Source organism: Thalassotalea sp. PS06 (assembly GCF_007197775.1).
Lineage (GTDB): Bacteria > Pseudomonadota > Gammaproteobacteria > Enterobacterales > Alteromonadaceae > Thalassotalea_A.
The window spans coordinates 3,183,683-3,201,755 of the sequence record NZ_CP041638.1 but is presented as its reverse complement, the minus strand read 5'-3'; the positions used below and the strand labels follow the sequence as shown (position 1 = coordinate 3,201,755).

15 protein-coding genes are annotated in these 18,073 nt (G+C 44.7%); 8 read left to right on the top strand and 7 right to left on the bottom strand.

All coding sequences use genetic code 11. From position 1 onward, the window contains the following. Window positions 1–6: 6 nt before the first annotated feature. The 3 genes from FNC98_RS14110 to FNC98_RS14100 form a co-directional block, all read right to left on the bottom strand. Entirely contained in the window at window positions 7–417 is a 411-nt protein-coding gene (locus FNC98_RS14110) for a hypothetical protein (RefSeq protein WP_144034945.1), read from the bottom strand. A 170-nt stretch (window positions 418–587) separates the two neighbouring features. After that, the gene (locus tag FNC98_RS14105) at window positions 588–1,433 is read right to left on the bottom strand and encodes a S1 RNA-binding domain-containing protein (protein ID WP_144034944.1); all 846 of its coding nucleotides are present in this window, start codon (window positions 1,431–1,433) and stop codon (window positions 588–590) included. 99 nt (window positions 1,434–1,532) lie between these two features. Continuing rightward, the gene (locus FNC98_RS14100; protein WP_144034943.1) at window positions 1,533–2,027 is read right to left on the bottom strand and encodes a TerB family tellurite resistance protein; all 495 of its coding nucleotides are present in this window, start codon (window positions 2,025–2,027) and stop codon (window positions 1,533–1,535) included. Window positions 2,028–2,629: 602 nt separating this feature from the next. On the opposite strand from FNC98_RS14100, the gene FNC98_RS14095 reads away from it, so the two are divergent. Further along, on the top strand, window positions 2,630–3,820 hold the full coding sequence (locus tag FNC98_RS14095) for an efflux RND transporter periplasmic adaptor subunit (protein WP_313904106.1): 1,191 nt from the start codon (window positions 2,630–2,632) through the stop codon (window positions 3,818–3,820). After that, on the top strand, window positions 3,820–7,035 hold the full coding sequence (locus tag FNC98_RS14090; RefSeq protein ID WP_144034942.1) for an efflux RND transporter permease subunit: 3,216 nt from the start codon (window positions 3,820–3,822) through the stop codon (window positions 7,033–7,035). The genes FNC98_RS14095 and FNC98_RS14090 overlap by 1 nt, the downstream gene beginning before the upstream one ends. Window positions 7,036–7,133: 98 nt before the next feature. On the opposite strand, the gene FNC98_RS14085 is transcribed toward FNC98_RS14090, so the two are convergent. Next, window positions 7,134–7,976 (bottom strand): isopenicillin N synthase family dioxygenase, encoded by an 843-nt coding sequence (locus FNC98_RS14085; RefSeq protein ID WP_144034941.1) that lies wholly within the window; start codon window positions 7,974–7,976, stop codon window positions 7,134–7,136. Window positions 7,977–8,201: 225 nt separating this feature from the next. On the opposite strand from FNC98_RS14085, the gene FNC98_RS14080 reads away from it, so the two are divergent. The 3 genes from FNC98_RS14080 (at window position 8,202) to FNC98_RS14070 (ending at window position 10,435) form a co-directional block, all read left to right on the top strand. Then, window positions 8,202–8,528 (top strand): hypothetical protein, encoded by a 327-nt coding sequence (locus tag FNC98_RS14080; protein ID WP_144034940.1) that lies wholly within the window; start codon window positions 8,202–8,204, stop codon window positions 8,526–8,528. A 44-nt stretch (window positions 8,529–8,572) separates the two neighbouring features. Then, entirely contained in the window at window positions 8,573–9,085 is a 513-nt protein-coding gene (locus FNC98_RS14075) for a TlpA disulfide reductase family protein (RefSeq protein ID WP_144034939.1), read from the top strand. 225 nt (window positions 9,086–9,310) lie between these two features. Beyond that, on the top strand, window positions 9,311–10,435 hold the full coding sequence (locus FNC98_RS14070; protein ID WP_144034938.1) for a porin: 1,125 nt from the start codon (window positions 9,311–9,313) through the stop codon (window positions 10,433–10,435). Between the two features lie 255 nt (window positions 10,436–10,690). On the opposite strand, the gene putA is transcribed toward FNC98_RS14070, so the two are convergent. Then, window positions 10,691–14,482, bottom strand: coding sequence for a bifunctional proline dehydrogenase/L-glutamate gamma-semialdehyde dehydrogenase PutA (gene putA, locus FNC98_RS14065; protein ID WP_144034937.1), 3,792 nt, complete (start codon window positions 14,480–14,482; stop codon window positions 10,691–10,693). 151 nt (window positions 14,483–14,633) lie between these two features. On the opposite strand from putA, the gene FNC98_RS14060 reads away from it, so the two are divergent. Continuing rightward, window positions 14,634–15,107, top strand: a complete 474-nt coding sequence (locus FNC98_RS14060) for a winged helix-turn-helix transcriptional regulator (RefSeq protein WP_144034936.1) — start codon at window positions 14,634–14,636, stop codon at window positions 15,105–15,107. Here the strand turns inward: FNC98_RS14060 and FNC98_RS14055 are convergent. Then, a complete protein-coding gene (locus FNC98_RS14055; RefSeq protein ID WP_144034935.1) occupies window positions 15,104–15,634 on the bottom strand; it encodes an O-acetyl-ADP-ribose deacetylase in 531 nt (176 codons plus the stop codon). The two genes, FNC98_RS14060 and FNC98_RS14055, sit on opposite strands and share 4 nt — an antisense overlap. A gap of 209 nt (window positions 15,635–15,843) precedes the next feature. Here FNC98_RS14055 and FNC98_RS14050 point away from each other — a divergent pair, with 209 nt between their 5' ends. Beyond that, window positions 15,844–16,110: an Lpp/OprI family alanine-zipper lipoprotein gene (locus tag FNC98_RS14050; RefSeq protein WP_144034934.1), complete on the top strand. Its 267-nt coding sequence runs from the start codon at window positions 15,844–15,846 to the stop codon at window positions 16,108–16,110. Between the two features lie 93 nt (window positions 16,111–16,203). On the opposite strand, the gene FNC98_RS14045 is transcribed toward FNC98_RS14050, so the two are convergent. Beyond that, window positions 16,204–17,160: a L,D-transpeptidase family protein gene (locus tag FNC98_RS14045; protein WP_144034933.1), complete on the bottom strand. Its 957-nt coding sequence runs from the start codon at window positions 17,158–17,160 to the stop codon at window positions 16,204–16,206. Between the two features lie 145 nt (window positions 17,161–17,305). Here FNC98_RS14045 and FNC98_RS14040 point away from each other — a divergent pair, with 145 nt between their 5' ends. Continuing rightward, on the top strand, window positions 17,306–18,073 hold the full coding sequence (locus tag FNC98_RS14040; RefSeq protein ID WP_144034932.1) for a class II aldolase/adducin family protein: 768 nt from the start codon (window positions 17,306–17,308) through the stop codon (window positions 18,071–18,073).

Genomic DNA, 18,073 nt, shown 5'->3' with positions numbered 1-18,073 from the left:
GGGGGGTTAATTGGGATCATTTTTCTCGAGGCTTTTCAGCTCACTGGTATCCACGTTTTCCAGCCCTTTTAGAGCTTCATGTTCAATATTGTCTTTGTGGCTGTCTTCCATATTTTGCCATTCAATCGCCATCCGTTGTTGACGCAATTCAGCTTCTTCTTTTAATTCACATTGGCGAAACGCGTCAGACCAACCTTGCGCATATTCCTGCTCTGCATTGAATCGATTGATGTCTTTTTGAAATTCGTCGAAGTAGCTGCCACCTGCTTGCTTGCCGCTTTCACAACCGTCGGCAAACCCATCAGCGTAGCTATTACTGTAGCCCTTGGAACGCATTTTTTCACGAGTCTGATCAGCGGTTGACTGACAACCGGCACTGAGCAGTAACACACTGAAACCAAGAATAAGTTTTTTCATGTCTGGACCTGATTAATGTTATTAGGTCTTTTTAGTATAGAAGAGCGATTTGTGTATGTCTGACTTAAGCACAAACTCTATTGATGGGGGGTAAATGTTGGCGCCAATATCGGGCCTAATGTCTCAAATAAGGCCTTGAAAATAGCAAGGCCTTGGTGCCGGTTATATCCTTACTTATTGCCTTTATCGGTTAGGCGAAATCCTTGTTCGAGTAACTCTACTTTTTTATGTTTGAGTAAGTTTCCTAAGGTCGATTTAAACGTTTTTTTACTGACACCAAATGCCCGTTTAATCTCTTCAGGACTGCTTTTGTCATGAAGGTTGCAGTAGCCTTTGTGCGCTTTTAAATACGCGATTAATGCCGGGGCGAAATCATTGACTTTGGCGATACCACCGCGGGTTAAAATCAAATCGATAGCGCCGTCGCTTCGCACGTTTTTAATGTAGCCTTTAATTTTCTGACCCGTGCGTAAATGCTGAAAGACTTCATTGTCGTACAACAAACCCCAATGCCGGTTGTTGACTATCGCTTTAAAACCGAGATCGGTTTTGGTGGCAATGATCAAATCAACTTGTTCACCGATTTCATATTGCGCGGGCCAGATATCGAGAAATTTATCCAGCTTACTGGAAGCGGCAATGCGGTCAGTGTAATGATCGCGATAGATTTTCACCAGATAAGATTTACCGACAACCATGCGAGTTTTTTGCTGGTTGTAAGGAACCAGCAAATCTTTTGGTAATCCCCAATCGAGAAACGCCCCCATCTTGTTAACCTGAACCACTTTTAAATAGGCAAAGTCTTCAAGCTGGGCCTTAGGCATTTCTGTGGTTGCCACTAAACGGTCTTTAGAGTCGTAATAAATAAATACCTGTAAATCCTGACCTTCTTGTGCAGATTCAGTAAGGTAGCGAGTCGGTAACAGGATCTCCCCGGTTTCAGCGCCGTCGAGATAGGCGCCAATTTCAGTGAGTTTAATGATTCTCAGGGTGTTAATTTTGCCGACTTCAGCCATGTTTAGTACTCAGAGGATATAGGATAGGTTTAAAGGCGCACATTTTAGCAGCCATAACACAGCGTGCCTACCAAAGAACCATAAAAACATTGCTAGCACCTAGCTAGCATTTTGCACTGTAAGCTTAGTTTGAATGTATTCCTGATGGTTTAAATGCAATAAATCGGCAATTTTGCGAATAGTATGTTCTTCAATGGCATCCAATTTGCCGTCACTGTAGGCCAGTTGCCAAAGCTTTTCGACAATTTCGATGCGTTGCCCCAGGGTAAAATGTTTGTTCACCAAACTGGTATAGCGATAGTAGTCAGTGGCGTGAAAAGCTTCATCTTCTGCAGCGGCAAGAATGGCATCAACTTCATCACGCCCCAGGCCAAATTGTGCCATTAGCATTTTCTGGCAGTATTTCTTTTCTTCATCGGTATACTCTTCATCGGCACGGATGACTTCGAACAGCAGTACTGCTGTCGCGACTTCCAGAGAAAGTACCTGATTAACGACACTGTCCTGATTAAGACTTTTTAAAAATACACGTACCCGAGTAAGCATGATTCCCCATATTGCGCAAAATAGATCCGAATAAGTTAAATCTAGCACTTTTTATACCAATCCCATTAAATTATTGCTCACTCAGTGAGAATTTAAAGGCTTTTAGACAAGGCTTTGATTGCAGAGAATGGTTATTCCATTAACTCAAAATTAGCCAAAATCAGTAACGCGGGATAAACGCCTATAAAACTCACCCGTAGGGAGTTAGTGAGAGGCCCATTTACTGCCCTATATTTCATCAATATAGAATGACTATATCAATAAAATCTATGTTGCAAATGAACCTCGGCCCTAACTCTGAGTTGTGCACAAACTTAGTGGGATTGGTATTACCGGAACAGGAAATCAATTTCCTCGGGGGCAATTGAAAGATATTGGGATTATCATGAGTTTGATTGAGAAATTTATCGAACTTGGCTGATAAACGATTTTAATCGGCTTTTTTCCAAAATTGAGCGAATTTTAACGTTCAATATGAAATCTTAATACAATTTAATTGTTTATTGTTTTCCCTTTAAAACCAGCTTGTTACCTAATTTCCACACAAACTGTAATGACTTGTTACAAGTGTTTACACAATTGTCGGTTACATTTGACTACAAATAAGTAACATAGTGCGCAGAAAATTGCCCGAATACCGAGGTTTTATCGTGAAAATCAAAAGAATTATGCTTCCAATTGTGATCATTGTCGCTGGGGTTGGCTCATTGATGGGGCTTTCCAGTATGCGTGAGCCACCGGAAGAGAAACCACAGGAAGAGGTGGTTCCTATTGTCGCCGTCAAGGATGTGACACTTGGCTCTCTGTCTTTAGATGTTTCTTCATATGGCGTCATGTTGCCTAAATATGAAACCCAGCTTATCGCTCAGGTGAGTGGCCAGATAGTTGAACTATCCGATACTTTCGTGCGCGGTGGATTTGTTGAAAAAGGCCAGTTACTGGCGCAAATCGACCCAAGTGACTACGAAGCCGCATTAGTGGATGCAGAAGCTAACTTAGCCTCAGCGCAGGCGGCTCTGGAGCTGGAAAAAGCACAGGGTAAAGTTGCCGAGCGCGAATGGCAGCGTATTAAAGATACTTCGCCTACAGAATTGAGCTTACGTAAACCTCAGTTGGCTCAGGAGATGGCACGAGTAAAAGCCGCGGAAGCTGCGGTTAAACGTGCTCGTCGTAATCTTGATCGCACGAAGATTATTGCCCCTTATCATGCCTTGATTTCTGATCGTACGGTTGGGCTTGGTGCAGTTGTTGGTATGGGTAACCCAATGGGGACCATCATGTCGGTAGATACCGGTGAGATACGGCTTCCTGTGGCTAACAACCAATTACGTTTTCTCAATGAACAGGGCGTTGGTAGCACAGTAAATTTGATGTCAGATCAAGTTGGGAAAGACTCAAGCTGGCAAGGCACGATAGTTCGTTCAGAAGGTGTTATCGATAATCAGTCTCGTATGTCGTATTTGGTCGTCGAGGTGAACGACCCTTATGGCTTAAAGGAAGACAAGACACCGCTCAAATTTGGCACGTATCTTAATGCCACCATTGAAGGCATTAAAATTAGTGATGCGGCAATCATACCGCGCCACCTGGTACAGGATAAAAAAATCGCGATAATGAACAATAATGATGAGCTCGAATATCGTGCTATCAAAATTATGCGTCAACAAGGAAAATCAGTTGTTGTCAATCAAGGCCTACACAATGGCGATCGCATAATTACGTCGGCGATGGATTACCCGCTTCCGGGCATGAAGTTAGCCTTATTATCCGATGAACCTTCCCAGCCACTAGAGAGCGAAACTGATGATAGTGAAACTCAAGTCGCTTTGGGAGCTAACTAATGGATGATACCAAAAACGGTTTAATTGCCTGGTTTGCACGTAACCCGGTTGCGGCGAATCTATTAATGGCGGTGATCATCATCGGTGGTCTGCTTACCATGGGCACCATCCGCAAACAAATATTCCCGCAAATTGAAATAAATTGGTTACGTTATCAGGCTGTGTATCCAGGCGCTGCGCCACAAGAAGTGGAAGAAGGGATCACCATTAAAGTCGAAGAGGCGCTTGAATCTGTGCCAGGGCTGGAAAGAACAATTACGTATTCTGGCCGTAACTTATCCAATGGTTGGTTTCGGGTAGACGATAGTTATGATGCCCAGGTTGTACTTGAAGAAGTTAAGTCGCAGATAGACTCTATTTCCACTTTCCCTGCTGGCATGGAACGGCCAACAGTCGAACGGATAAAAATGGAACAGGAAGTTCTCAATATAAGCTTATATGGGGATTTAACTCAGGTTCAATTAAAGGAGTTAGGCCGTAAAATTCATGATGAAATCCGGCAATTACCTTTAGTTAACATTACTGAATTTAACAGTGGTTTAAATTATGAAATTGCCATCGAAGTTTCTAAAGACAAACTTCGAGCTTACAACCTGAGCTTTTCTGATGTTGCTAATGCGGTTCGCAACTGGTCGCGTAATATGTCTGCGGGTCAGATCCGTGCTGAGAATGGTTACATCAACTTGCGAGTTGAAAATCAGGCTTATGTTGGACAGGAATTTGAAAGCTTACCGCTGATCACGCTTGAAGATGGTTCTAAGATCTTATTGGGTGACATTGCAACGGTAATCGATGGTTTTGAACAAGGCATTCAATATTCCAGGTTCAACGGTAAAAACGCGGTGTCGTTTGAAGTGAAAGCCGCGCATGACCAATCGATTACGGATATCGCGGATGTGGTTAATAATTATATCGCCGCGAAGCAAAAAACCTTGCCTGCAGGTGTTAACCTGGAAAGTTGGGTGGATCTGACGGAATATCTGGAAGAGCGTCTTGATATGATGATCTCCAACCTGGCCAGTGGTGCCATATTGGTATTCATCATGCTGGCTTTGTTTTTACGCATTCGCTTGGCATTTTGGGTGATGATGGGCTTACCGGTTTGCTTTTTGGGCACACTGCTGTTCATGCCAATGTCATTCATTAATGTCACCATCAGTTTAACCAGTTTGTTTGCGTTTATTATGGTGTTAGGGATTGTCGTCGATGATGCCATAGTGATGGGGGAAAGTGCTCACAGTGAAGTTGAAAAAAGTGGCAATAGTATTGAGAGCGTGATCCGTGGCGTTAAACGGGTGGCGATGCCGGCAACCTTTGGTGTTTTAACAACGATTGCTGCCTTTATGCCCTTTGTTATTGCCGATGGTCCGCAAGCCGCCTGGGGACAAGCCATTGGTATGGTTGTCGTGCTCTGTTTGATCTTCTCGTTAATCGAATCGAAACTCATTTTGCCGTCGCATTTAGCGTCAATGAAAACCAAAGTCCATAATCCTCGCAATCCATTTGACGTAATACGATTGAAAATTGATACGGGATTGAAGAGCTTTATTACCAATATTTACCGACCTATGTTGGTGAAAACCGTGGAATATCGATATGCCTTGGTTTGTTTGTTTATCGCCTTCATTATGGTTTGTGTCGGGTTATTTAATGGTGGTCTTGTTCGCTCTACGGGGATGCCGAAAATTCCTCATGATTTTCCACGAGTGAATCTTGAAATGAATCTTGATGCATCAGAACAAGCCACGTTGAATGCTGCTCGAGCAATCGAACAGTCGTTACTGGAAGTCGATCGTCAGTTAGAGCAGGAATATGGCTCTAAAATGATTGATGTGATGCTGGTTTATTTAAGAGACAGAACTCGGGCGGGGATCACAGTTAAATTAGTCAGACCTGAAGAGCGACCGTTGACAACGTTTGAAGTTGCTGAACGCTGGCGTGCGAACTTGCCAGTGATCCCTGGGGTGAAAGAGCTCGACATTCAGGACACCTTGTTTGGCTCGGATATGGACGACGGTGATATTAGCTTCAGACTTGAATCTCAGGACGATCAGCAATTGCTCGGAGCCTCCAAAGCACTTAAAGATAAGTTAAACACGTTAGTGGGCGTCAGTGATGTCAATGATTCACGTATGGACAGCGCGAAAGAAGTGCAATTTGACTTAAAACCGTTAGCGTATTCTCTGGGATTAACGCTAGCCGATGTGGCGCAGCAGGTTGGCTACAGTTTTTATGGTCTGGAAGCGCAACGTATTTTGCGTAACGGTGAAGAAATTAAAGTCATGGTGCGTTACCCGTTAGAGCAACGCAGTTCCATTGGTCATGTCGATGATGTAATGATTAAAGCGCCTAATGGGGCAGAAGTGCCATTGTCGGAAATCGCCGATATACGCATTGTCGATGGGGTTAATCAAATTCGTCGCGAGAATGGTAACCGAACCATTAATGTTTGGGCGAAAGTAGATTCATTTCAGGCTGAACCATTTCAAATCGCCAAGGATATACGTGAAAACTTTATTCCTGAATTACGCAAAAGATACCCAGGTTTAAAAAGCGAACTTGGTGGTCAGATTCAAGAGGAAATTGACAGTCGCAGATCCTTGATGCGAGACACCGGCATTACTCTATTGATTATATTTAGTTTGTTGGCCATTCCTTTGCGCTCATACAGTCAGCCAATTATCATCATGTCAGTGATCCCTTTTGGTTTCATTGGTGCTGTGATTGGTCATATGATTCACGGCCTGGATTTGAGCACCTTCTCTTTCTTCGGCCTGATTGCCGCTGCAGGGGTTGTTGTTAACGATTCTTTGGTGATGATTGATTATGTGAATAAGGCACGAGCCGCAGGATTTAGCGCCGCGAAAGCGGTGGTGGAAGCCGGTTGTAAGCGTTTCAGGGCGATTCTATTGACCTCGTTAACGACGTTTATTGGTCTGGTGCCAATTATGCTCGAAACCAGTATGCAGGCGAAAATGGTTGTGCCTATGGCCATCTCTCTGGCTTACGGTGTACTGTTTGCTACCGTGGTTACCCTGATACTTATCCCATGCCTTTATATCGTATTTGAAGATATTGGTCGCTTGTTCAAAGGTATGATTGCCTGGTTTAAAGGCGAAGATGGGAAATCAGCTGATGCGGTTGAACCTGAGCGGGAAGCCGTTTCCGAGACAGGCTCGAGCAATTACGAACCTAGTGCAAAGGACTGGCAGTAAAGGCAAAGCAGTACCTTTTAGGTACTGCTTGCTTTAAAAATTGAAAAGCCAGAGACGGATATCCGTCTCTGGCTTTTTTGTTTAGCTGACCCTGTGGATTAGTCTTTAACGCCGAGCTCGCGTAGGCGTTCAAGCAGGTAAGATGCCTGGGTGTGGCGTTCGGATAGTACGACTTCGGATCTTGGGTGCAGGAACAACGGTAGGGATATCCGTGATTTTCTCATATCCGTACCTTCTGGGTTAATAACCCGGTGGCTGGTTGATGGGAAATAGCCACCACTGGCCTCTTGCAGCATGTCACCGATATTAATGATCAGGTTACCGAAATCTGACGGTACGTCCATCCATGCACCAGATTGTAATTGCACCTGTAATCCCGGTTCATTGGCTGCGGGCAATATGGTTAACAGGTTAATGTCCTCGTGGGCCGCGGCGCGAATCGCACCTGGCTCTTCATCACCTTGTAACGGCGGGTAATGTAGTACTCGCAATAAGGTATTTGGGGTGTCCTTGATCATGTTTGATAACGGCTCATGATAAAGCTTAGACACGTCTTCTGGACTGTGTTGCTCAACCCAGTCTAAAAGTTCTTCAGCCAAAGATGAGGCTTTTTGATAATAATCGAGAATTTCTTCTTTCAGTTGCGCTGGAATGCGACCCCATGGGTAAACGTGAAAGTATTCTTTAATATCTTTTTCTTTGTGGCCTTTTGCTGTCTCGGAGATTTGCGGGCTGAAATAGCCATCCTGCTTTTGCGGATCGAAAGCAAATTGATGTTTTTCTTCGGAATCAAAAAATTCCTGCCAGTTGCTGTAAATGGATTCTACCAGTTGTTGTTGAATCGGATGATTTTTCAAAACGCCAAAACCTGTTTCGCGTAATGAAGCGACAAACTGCTCTGCCGCATCGGGGTGTTGATAGTCAACTACCTGCATCATAATAACTTACTCCTGTTTTGCTACACATTTTAGCTGAACATTGCGTGGATGAATATTGCCTGTGCGAATGGTTACTGCTATGTTGGATATTACCTGTCCGAATGAATATGCGTTATTTGCTTCAGCGAATTGAAATATAAGCGGTTAGTAATATGCTGGAAGGTAACTTGTCAGGGCTGGTTTGGGCACTTTAAGTGACGGAAAATTCCTATAATAAAGGGGACCATCATGAGGCAATTCCTGTTATCTATCTCTGTAAGCCTGTTTCTGGCCGCTTGCTCTTCATCAAATAATGAAAATTGTGATGATATTCGCATTAGCGCAGAGCAGCAAAATGAATGTATTAATTTGAAAAAGCAGATTGATAACGCTCGCGGCCAACCGATATTACGAACTGAACTGGAACGTCGCTACGAACAGGATTGCCTGAACCTTCGTTACTATCGTGATGATCAGGTCGTTGAGCGATGCCAGAACCAACAGGAAGTGGATGAAGTTCGCAAAGAAGCCGAACAAGAGGCAACTCAGAACAAAAAACAATTGTCCTCATGGTAAATCGGTAAGTTCGTGAAACCATAAACTAGTGAGTTAAGAAGTATATGTCTAAGACGTTTTCGATGCTGTTGTTTAGCGCCGTGCTGCTATGCGGAATTGGTCTGTATAGTATTCTGGGACAAGCCCAGGATGAACCCGTCACCTCAACAAATATCGCTGAACAGCAACTAGCGCAGATGCTGGAAAAATATAAAGGTGATGTCATTTATCTGGATTTCTGGGCCTCCTGGTGTGTACCTTGCCGAAAATCCTTCCCCTGGATGAATGCGATGCAGGAAAAATATCAGGATCAGGGGTTTCGTGTTATCACTATAAATCTGGATGTTGATAAAGCTTTTGCCAAAGACTTTTTAAAAGATCATCCCGCAGAATTCCCGATTATTTATGATCCTTCCGGTAAACTGGGTGAGCAATATCAGTTAAAAGGCATGCCAAGTAGCTTTGTGATTGGTCGTGACGGCTCGGTTGTTGAAAATCAGGTTGGCTTTTTTGAAGATAAAGTTGATGAGTACGAGCAAAAAATCGTCGAAATCCTGTCTCTTGAAGCAACAAATTGATCGTCAGATTTATCGTTAACAAGCGCTTGTCATAAAACATTCTCAAAAGCTTCATATTTGTAATGGTTAGACTTTTTTCAATATTTACAAAGGGTAATCATCAAGCAATCGGTCTATCTAATCGAAATATGCCGCAATTATGGCTCCTAAGCCGTAAAATATTTGTTGATTAGCGGCTTTTAAACTACCTTTTCAACGTTCTTTGTCAAAAATTCAGGGATTGTCATGATGTCCCCCCAAGTCCAATCAAGTATTAAATTTATTTCCTGCTCCCTTGCTGCATTCGCCATAACTTCCATGCCTTGTGCGGCGGAAGAAGAGAAAAGTGCATTTGAATCGGCATGGGATGTCGCCGATATCTGGGAAAATGAAGAGGGAGATTACTTTAAATTGTCCGGACGATTACACCAGGATGCCGCCTGGTTTGATGCCGATCAAGGTGAGTATGAAGATTTACTATGGCGCCGTTTTCGGTTTGGATTTAAGAGTTCATTCTACGGCGCTACCATATCACTCGAAGGAGATTTTGATCTCAATGAGTCACTGTCCGATAGTTACAATCGACTGACTGATGCCAACATAGCCTGGACCTTCGACAACGGTGCGACGTTAAAATTATTGAAGCAGTCAGCGGGTTTTACCCTGGACGGCAAAACGTCCTCAAAAAAGCTCCTGACCCCGCAACGTAACAATCTCACCAATAACCTTTGGTTTACTGCCGAGTATTTTACCGGTATCAGCATTACTAATGATTTCGCTGAGGACTGGACTTATTACGCCGGGGTGTTTTCCAGCGACCCGGAAGAAGAAATTGGGTTTACCGAAGCCGCTTACTTTACGCTTTTGGCGCTTGGTAGGGAGTTTTCTGCTAATGACTGGTTTGATGAAGGCGTGGTTCGCCTTGACTATGTCTACAACAAAGAAGATGAGGATGCAGGCACCCGTGATTTTGGCCATGTGACCAGTTTATCGGGACAGTTTCAGAAGGGCCAATGGGGGTTAAGAACCGATTTGGCCTATGGTAGCGGTTACTTTGATCAAGCCGATTTATTCGGTGTGGTTTTAATGCCTTACTATGATCAAAATGAAATCGTGCAATATGTGATGCGTTACACCTATCTCAATAGCGATGGTGATAATGGTGTGCGTCTGGGACGCTATGAAAATCGTATTGTTGGCGATCGCGGTGACCAATATCATGAATTATTTGCCGGCGTTAACTTCTTTTTAAATGAGCATAAATTCAAAATACACCTGGGTGCCCAATACGCGAGCATGGACGATGATGCCAATGATGGTGGTGAATACGATGGCTGGGGTGTTACCGGGGCGTTGAGGGTGTATTGGTAAAGCAAAACTGCGTTTTACTTTACCGGTTATGGCCAGGGGTTGGCCTGTATGCAGAAAATGCATGGAGCAATTGACTGCGACAAGCTTGCGCCGGTGACAACAAACAGCTTTCAGATAGCAAACTTGACGTGGCGTTTTTTGCCACGTCTGTCAGCAACGAAAAATCTCTGATTTTCTGTTGTCAGCAGTCCGGTATTCTCACCGGACTGTCACCCTATCGCATGCCTTTTCAATGCGATTGTCACCGTTTATCGCTTACGCATCTTCCATCGTCATCAGAGACGCGTTACCACCTGCCGCCGTAGTATCAATCGTAATGGTTTTCTCCGTCACTAAACGATGCAGCAGAGCGTCGTATTGCTCTGGGCTAATTACCGGTAAAATCGCGCCGGTTCTTGCCGCTAATTGCTCAGCTAAATAAGCAACTAAAGCGCTTTGTGGACCACAGATAGCACCAGCTAAAGACGGGTGCATAGTAACTTCAGGCAATTGTCCGAGGCTAACTACCTGGAAAATGCCTTTCACTAATCCAAGCTTTTGCAGTGCACTTTCAATGGCAATCGCTTCATTCAGGTATTCATCGGAAACGGCAGAAACTACCGTATTACCCGCAACCAAGGACGAAACAATACTTACCAACCAATATTCAAAGCTGGTTTGGCTATCACGCACAGCAACCAAAGTACCTCGGGATTCGAGATAAAGCTTATTCGATTCTCCCGTTGGACCCGGCAAGGTAATTGGATTGCTCAGCGCAGTTTCAAATATATTTAATTGCTTGCGAGCCGCTTGCAATGCTGTATTTAAATCATCTTCCTGACCCTGAACAATTTTATTGCTGGATAAGGTTGCTAACAACTGGCGAACAATGGATGAACGTAATTGCACATCTGTCATCGACCATTTGTTTTCATCGGCTTTCGCCTGATTCATGATTTCATCTACTGATGCCTTGTTGCTGTTTGCTGATGCATTAAGCAGCTCTTTGACGTTAACGCTCGCCTGAGGCCGTTCCTGACTAACCACTTCCTTAACCAAGCGGCTTAAATACATAGGGCCACCGGCCTTAGGACCAGTCCCCGATAGACCTCGACCACCAAACGGCTGTACACCTACTACCGCACCAATCATATTACGGTTGACATAGATGTTACCGGCGCGAGAACGCTTAGCCAGATATTCGCTCTTCTCTTCGATACGAGTGTGAATACCCATGGTTAATCCAAAACCCGTACCATTTACCTGGTCAATAACCTTTTCCAGATCTTTTTCTTTATAGCGAATTACGTGCACGCAAGGACCAAAGACTTCTTTGGTTAATACCGATAAATCTGCAATTTCGTATAAACGTGGTGCAAAGAAATAGTGACCGCTGTCACCTAAATCCGGAGTCTCACACTGATAATGCAAGGTCGCTTTATCTTTTAAATATTCGACGTGATTGTTTAAAGCGGTGAACGCCTTGTTATCGATCACCGGGCCTACGTCGGTTGCTAGCATGGCTGGATCGCCAACGTGCAACTCCTGCATTGCGCCTTTGATCATATTGATCACTTTATCGGCGATATCTTCTTGCAGGAATAGCACTCGCAGCGCAGAGCAACGTTGACCGGCACTTTGGAAACCAGAGCTAACAACATCATCGACAACTTGCTCAGGCAGTGCGGTTGAATCAACGATCATACAGTTTTGACCGCCGGTTTCGGCAATTAATGGCACCTGATGCCCCTGGCGCTCTGCTAGTTTTTGCGAAATCCAGGTACCGGTCTCAGTAGAACCGGTAAACATCACCGCCTGTACTCTCTCATCAGGAACCACATGAGCACCAACCTGAGAACCACGGGCAATTATCGGAACTACAACATTGTCCGGCATACCCACTTCTTTCATCAGCTCAATGGTGCGAAGGGCAATCAGGCTGGTTTGTTCGGCCGGTTTTGCAACAACGGTATTACCAGTAACAACCGCTGCGGCTACCTGACCTAAGAATATGGCTAGTGGGAAATTCCATGGACTGATACAAAGGACAACACCGCGGGACTGCAATGCTGGCGATGGCAACATATCTTCGGCGCGGGCGGCATAATAGCGACAAAAGTCTACGGCTTCGCGAACTTCGGCAACACCATCGACCGGAATTTTACCGGCTTCTTTGATACACAGGGCAATGAGCTCATCGCGATTGGCTTCTAATGCATCAGCGGTTTTGCGCAACAAAGTAGCACGTTCGCTAACCGGGGTTTCTGACCAGCTTTCGAACGCCGCCTGGGCACTGTCAACCGCGGCTGTCATTTGCTCAGGTTGTAAATGCGAAAGGTAACCAATCACTTCATCGTGATTCGCCGGATTGACCACAGGCTCTGCACCTTGAACTTTTTCCGCCGCATTGGAAGTTGCAGAACTGAACCAGTTATCCAGGTTTTCGCGCATCACACTTACCTGATCAACATTGGTTAAATCGATACCTTTTGAGTTAGCGCGTTCGCTGCCATAGATGTCGATAGACTGAGGAATTTGCGGATTGTATTTGTTAACCCATGACTGCACTTGTTCTACCGGGTCCTGTAACAAGCTTTCTACCGGAATGTCTTCATCAACAATATTGTTTACGAATGAGCTGTTGGCACCGTTTTCCAGTAGGCGACGAACCAGATAAGCAAGCAAGTCGGCATGTTCACCGACTGGCGCGTAAACACGACAGGAAACCTTGTCATTAGTTACAACCTGATCATACAAAGATTCACCCATGCCATGCAGGCGTTGGAATTCAAATCCAGTGTGATCATCGGTCATTTCCATGATGGTCGCTACCGTATATGCATTATGGGTCGCAAATTGCGGATAAATGCTATCGCGATAGCTAAGCAGGCGTTTGGCACAGGCTTGGTAGGAAACGTCGGTTGAAGGCTTGCGTGAGAATACCGGGAAGTCTTCATAGCCTTCAACTTGGGAGATTTTGATTTCAGAATCCCAGTAAGCTCCTTTTACCAGGCGCACCATCATTTGACGGTTGGCTTTTTGGGTTTGTTGGCGCACCCATTCAATGACATATAGGGCACGCTTTTGATAGGCCTGGACGGCAATACCAAAACCATCCCAACCATTAAGGTCGGTATCGGCAAACACGGCGCCAATAACATCTAAAGAAATATCTAAACGATCCGCTTCTTCGGCATCAACAGTAAAGCCGATGTCATAAGATTTTGCTGCAAGCGCGAGCTGTTTCAGGCGCGGAATCAATTCGTCCAATACGCGTTCGCGGTGAGTGAAGTCGTAACGAGGGTGAATCGCCGATAACTTAATAGAAATCCCCGGACTATTTTGCGGACCTTTACCTTTTGCAGCTTTACCAATAGCATCAATTGCCGTCATGTAGCTTTGGAAGTAACGGTCGGCATCGCTCATGGTGCGAGCGCCTTCTCCTAACATATCGTATGAATAGGTATAGCCTTTGACCTCAGTTTTCTTGGCACGTTCAACGGCAGCGTCAATCTGGCGACCCATAACAAATTGGGTGCCCATTACCTGCATTGCATAACGCACGGCTTTGCGGATCACCGGCTCCCCAAGACGGCCTATGGTTTTTTTCAACAGGCCAAACTGTTCTTTCTTCTTCTTATCGGTGTAGTTCACCATTTTACCGGTTAGTAATAAGCCCCAGGAAGAAGCATTGACGAAGATCGATTCAGAATTACCAATGTGAGCGCTCCAGTCGCCTTCAGCCAGCTTGTCGCGGATCAGACTGTCAGCAGTCTTTTTATCCGGTACGCGCAACAAGGCTTCAGCCAGGCACATAAGTACCACACCTTCGTCGGTTGATAGGGCAAACTCATTCAATAGAGCGTCAACGCCGCCTTTGCCTACTTGCTCTTTACGAATTTCTACAACAAGTTGTCTGGCGCGTTCCCAGGCACGGGATTTTGCCGCCGAACTAATTTCTGCAACAGGTAAAAGGTTGGCAAGAACCTGGTTTTCATCGGCGCGATAATGATCACGAATTTGTTGGCGAATCGGGTCGTCGGTAATTAGATTTCCATTAAATAACATGGCAAGGGCCTATCGATTATGCTGATTACAATTTTGCATGATTTTAGAGAACTTGCGCCAAAATATGCTAGTGATATTCGGCTTTCTTCAGTGTAATATTTGGTTTAATTTTAAATTAACCAAATAATATAGTGTTTACTGGGGTGGCGTCATGAGCGGCAAACAACGTACATTGGATCGGATTGATCTTACTATTCTAGACACTCTGCAAAAAGACGGCAGAATTTCCAACGTCGAATTGGCGAAAAAAGTAAATTTGAGCCCTAGCCCTTGTCTCGACCGGGTTAAACGACTGGAATCCGAGGGCTATGTTAAACGTTATGGCGCCATATTAAATGCGGAAAAACTCAATATCCCGATGTCGGCGTTTATTCAGGTAACGCTGGATAGAACCACCGCCGATGTCTTCAATGATTTTCGTGATGAAGTGGTAAATATTAAGGAAGTAGCAGAATGTCATATGGTCGCGGGCGGCTTTGATTACCTGCTTAAACTGAGAGTAACCAGTATGAGCAATTACCGCGATGTTCTTGGGAAAATCGTTGAACTTCCTGGTGTGAGTCAAACTCATACTTACGTGGTTATCGAAAAGGTCAAAGAAGATTTAGGACTGCCAATAATTTAGCTCTCGGAGTCCGTAATTTGGGAAATCGCTTTTTTCCATATTTGTTCAAGTTCATCACTAAATAGAAAAAATTGAATGCGTATATTGGTATATTTTTCCCGACTGCAAACTTTCACTGCTATCTCGGCCGCTTCTTCTAACGGGTAGCCATAAGCGCCGCAGGATATTGCCGGAAAGGCGATAGACTGGCATTGGTGCTCCAAGGCTAATTCGAGACAATTTCGATAACAGCAAGCCAATACCTGCTGGGGGTGATCCTCATTTCGGTAGATTGGTCCTGCAGTATGTATGACGTATTTGGCGTTTAGGATGCCGGCGGATGTGATTCTCGCTTCGCCGAATGGACAGCGAATGCCGTTTATCGCTTTCACTTTCCGACATTCCTGCAAAAGTGCAGGACCCGCTGCACGATGAATAGCGCCATCGACACCACCGCCGCCTAACATCATCGGGTTGGCGGCGTTAACAATGGCATCGGTGTCAGCCTTGGTGATATCACCCTGAACAATTTCAATATTTCCCGACATTCTATGTTCTCCAAAATCAAGGGGGGGCAGAGTCGTTGAACAAGGTATTCAACGACTCTGCCCCCTTGATTGTTCTTAGTAAATTCTTCAAAAAAAACAAGCGTTTTTGCTTAATTGTGCTATATTGCGAAATGAAATTGATTGCTTTTTGACCAGGAACGGCCACGAAGTGGTTGTATTTAATTGTTGTTTAATTTTGGAGTAGCTAGATGAAAAACAAGATGATGACACTTGCAGGGATGGTGATTGCTCTCGGTCTTGCAGGTTGTTCAAGTAACGAGATGTTGGAGAAAAATGTCGCTGACCTGACCATGAAAGTGGATAACCTTTCATCTCAGGTGGATAGCCTAAGCAGTGAAGTGGCTGACCTTAAGGTCCAGCAACAGCAAGCAACTGCGGATGCGATGGCGGCTAAAGAAATGGCTGCAGAAGCTAATGAACGTGTTGATAACGTTGTAGAATCTTATAAGAAATAAATACTTATCGACATACGAACAGAAAAACCGAGTTTAACCACTCGGTTTTTTTATTGAGAATTCAGACGGCAGACGGCAGATAGCAGATATCTGTTACAGGGTTTCTGCTTCCGGAACTTCAGGCGGCTCCTGCTCGTTGGCATAGCTGCCCGGAGAAATCTGCATTGGAATGCCTTTCGGCGCTTTAATATAATCTTCCAGTAATTCTAACAGGTGTGGATCGTTACCCAGGAAGTTTCTGACACCATCGGGAAACGGTAACAGACTCGGTTGCTGGTGATTTTCCAATGATAATGGCGAGTGCACTTCAATAAGGCGCATATCGGGTTTTTGATAAGCCATTTTTATCGGCTGGTCGATAATTTTTACCTGAGTGCCAATATCCACCTCATTAAACAGCCATTCAATGTCTTTCGGGTACATACGAATACAGCCTGAGCTGACCCGCATGCCTATGCCAAAGCGCTGGTTGGTACCGTGAATTAAGTACACGCTTTGACCAAGGCGCAAGGCGTGGTCGCCAAGAGGGTTATCGGGCCCTGCGGGAATGACTTTTGCCATGGGCTCACCGTGTTCTTCGAAATATTCTTCGCGTTTGTCTTTGGTAGGGTACCAGTCAGGCTTATGACGCTTTTCGCTGATGGTAGAAATTAGCGTCGGGGTTGAATCGCCGATTTTGCCGATGCCCACCGGAAATACATGTACCTTGTTACTATCCTCGGGAAAATAGTACAAACGTAATTCTGACAGATTAATGACAATACCTTTGCGCTCCGCATAAGGCAGAATCATCTGAGAAGGAATGGTCAAAACCATGCCGGGCTTAAGACGAGTCGGATCAATGCCAGGATTTGATTCCATCAAAGCCAGAAATCCAATATCATATTGCTCGGCAATCTTTTGAAAATAATCGCCTTTTTTCACTGTATGGTAGGTTAAACTACCAATCAAACGACTCTTCTCCGCATCCAGAGTATATTCTTTGGCGAAGGAAGAAAGTGTGGGGGAAAGAAGTAACAGCGAAACAAGAAAAAGTACTGCGCGTTTCAATAGTTGCTATCCATAGTACGACAAAACCTGAATCGCTAGTGTACTCTGACCAATGTTTAATTTCCAGTCAGTGATTCGTACCGCCCTAACGGGGGTAAACTGTCGAATTAAATTATATACTTATGTTAGCTTTTGAGGATACCTGGTGTTTGATTTACCAAATAGAAATTTAAAAGGGCAGGTGAGTGATGCCGAATGGCAGACCCGTGTTGATTTGGCTGCCTGTTATCAGCTTGTCGCTCATTTTGGTTGGGATGATTTGATTTACACCCATATATCGGCTCGCATACCCGATACCGAACATTATCTAATTAATGCATTCGGTGTTGCCTTTGATGAAGTCTGTGCCTCAAACCTGGTCAAGATAGATATCGACGGTAATATTCTCGACGGTGGGCCATTTGCCATTAATCCTGCCGGATTTACTATCCACAGTGCCATCCACGAAGTGCGCCATGACGCCGGTTGTGTTTTACACCTGCATACCATTCCCACTATCGCGGTTGCCAGTCAACCTGAAGGATTACTGCCTCTGAGTCAGTATTCGATGTTTTCCATCGCTTCTATGGCTTATCACGAATATGAAGGATTAGCGGTAAATCCTGCAGAGAAAAAACGCTTGCAGGAAAACCTTGGCGAGAATAACCACCTACTGTTGAGAAACCATGGCGCATTAACCTTAGGCCCGACTATCGGTGATGCCTTTATGCGTATGTATGATTTAAATCGTGCCTGTGAAATTCAACTGCAAATGCAGGCCTGCGGCATCGACAGTATTAAAGTTGGTCAGGACATTATTGATAACATTTATGCCCAGGCAAAAGTGGTTCACACCGGTACTACCGGTGGACAAAAGGCTTGGCCGGCGATGTTGCGTAAGGCTTACCGAATTAATCCAGATTTTGTGAAGTAG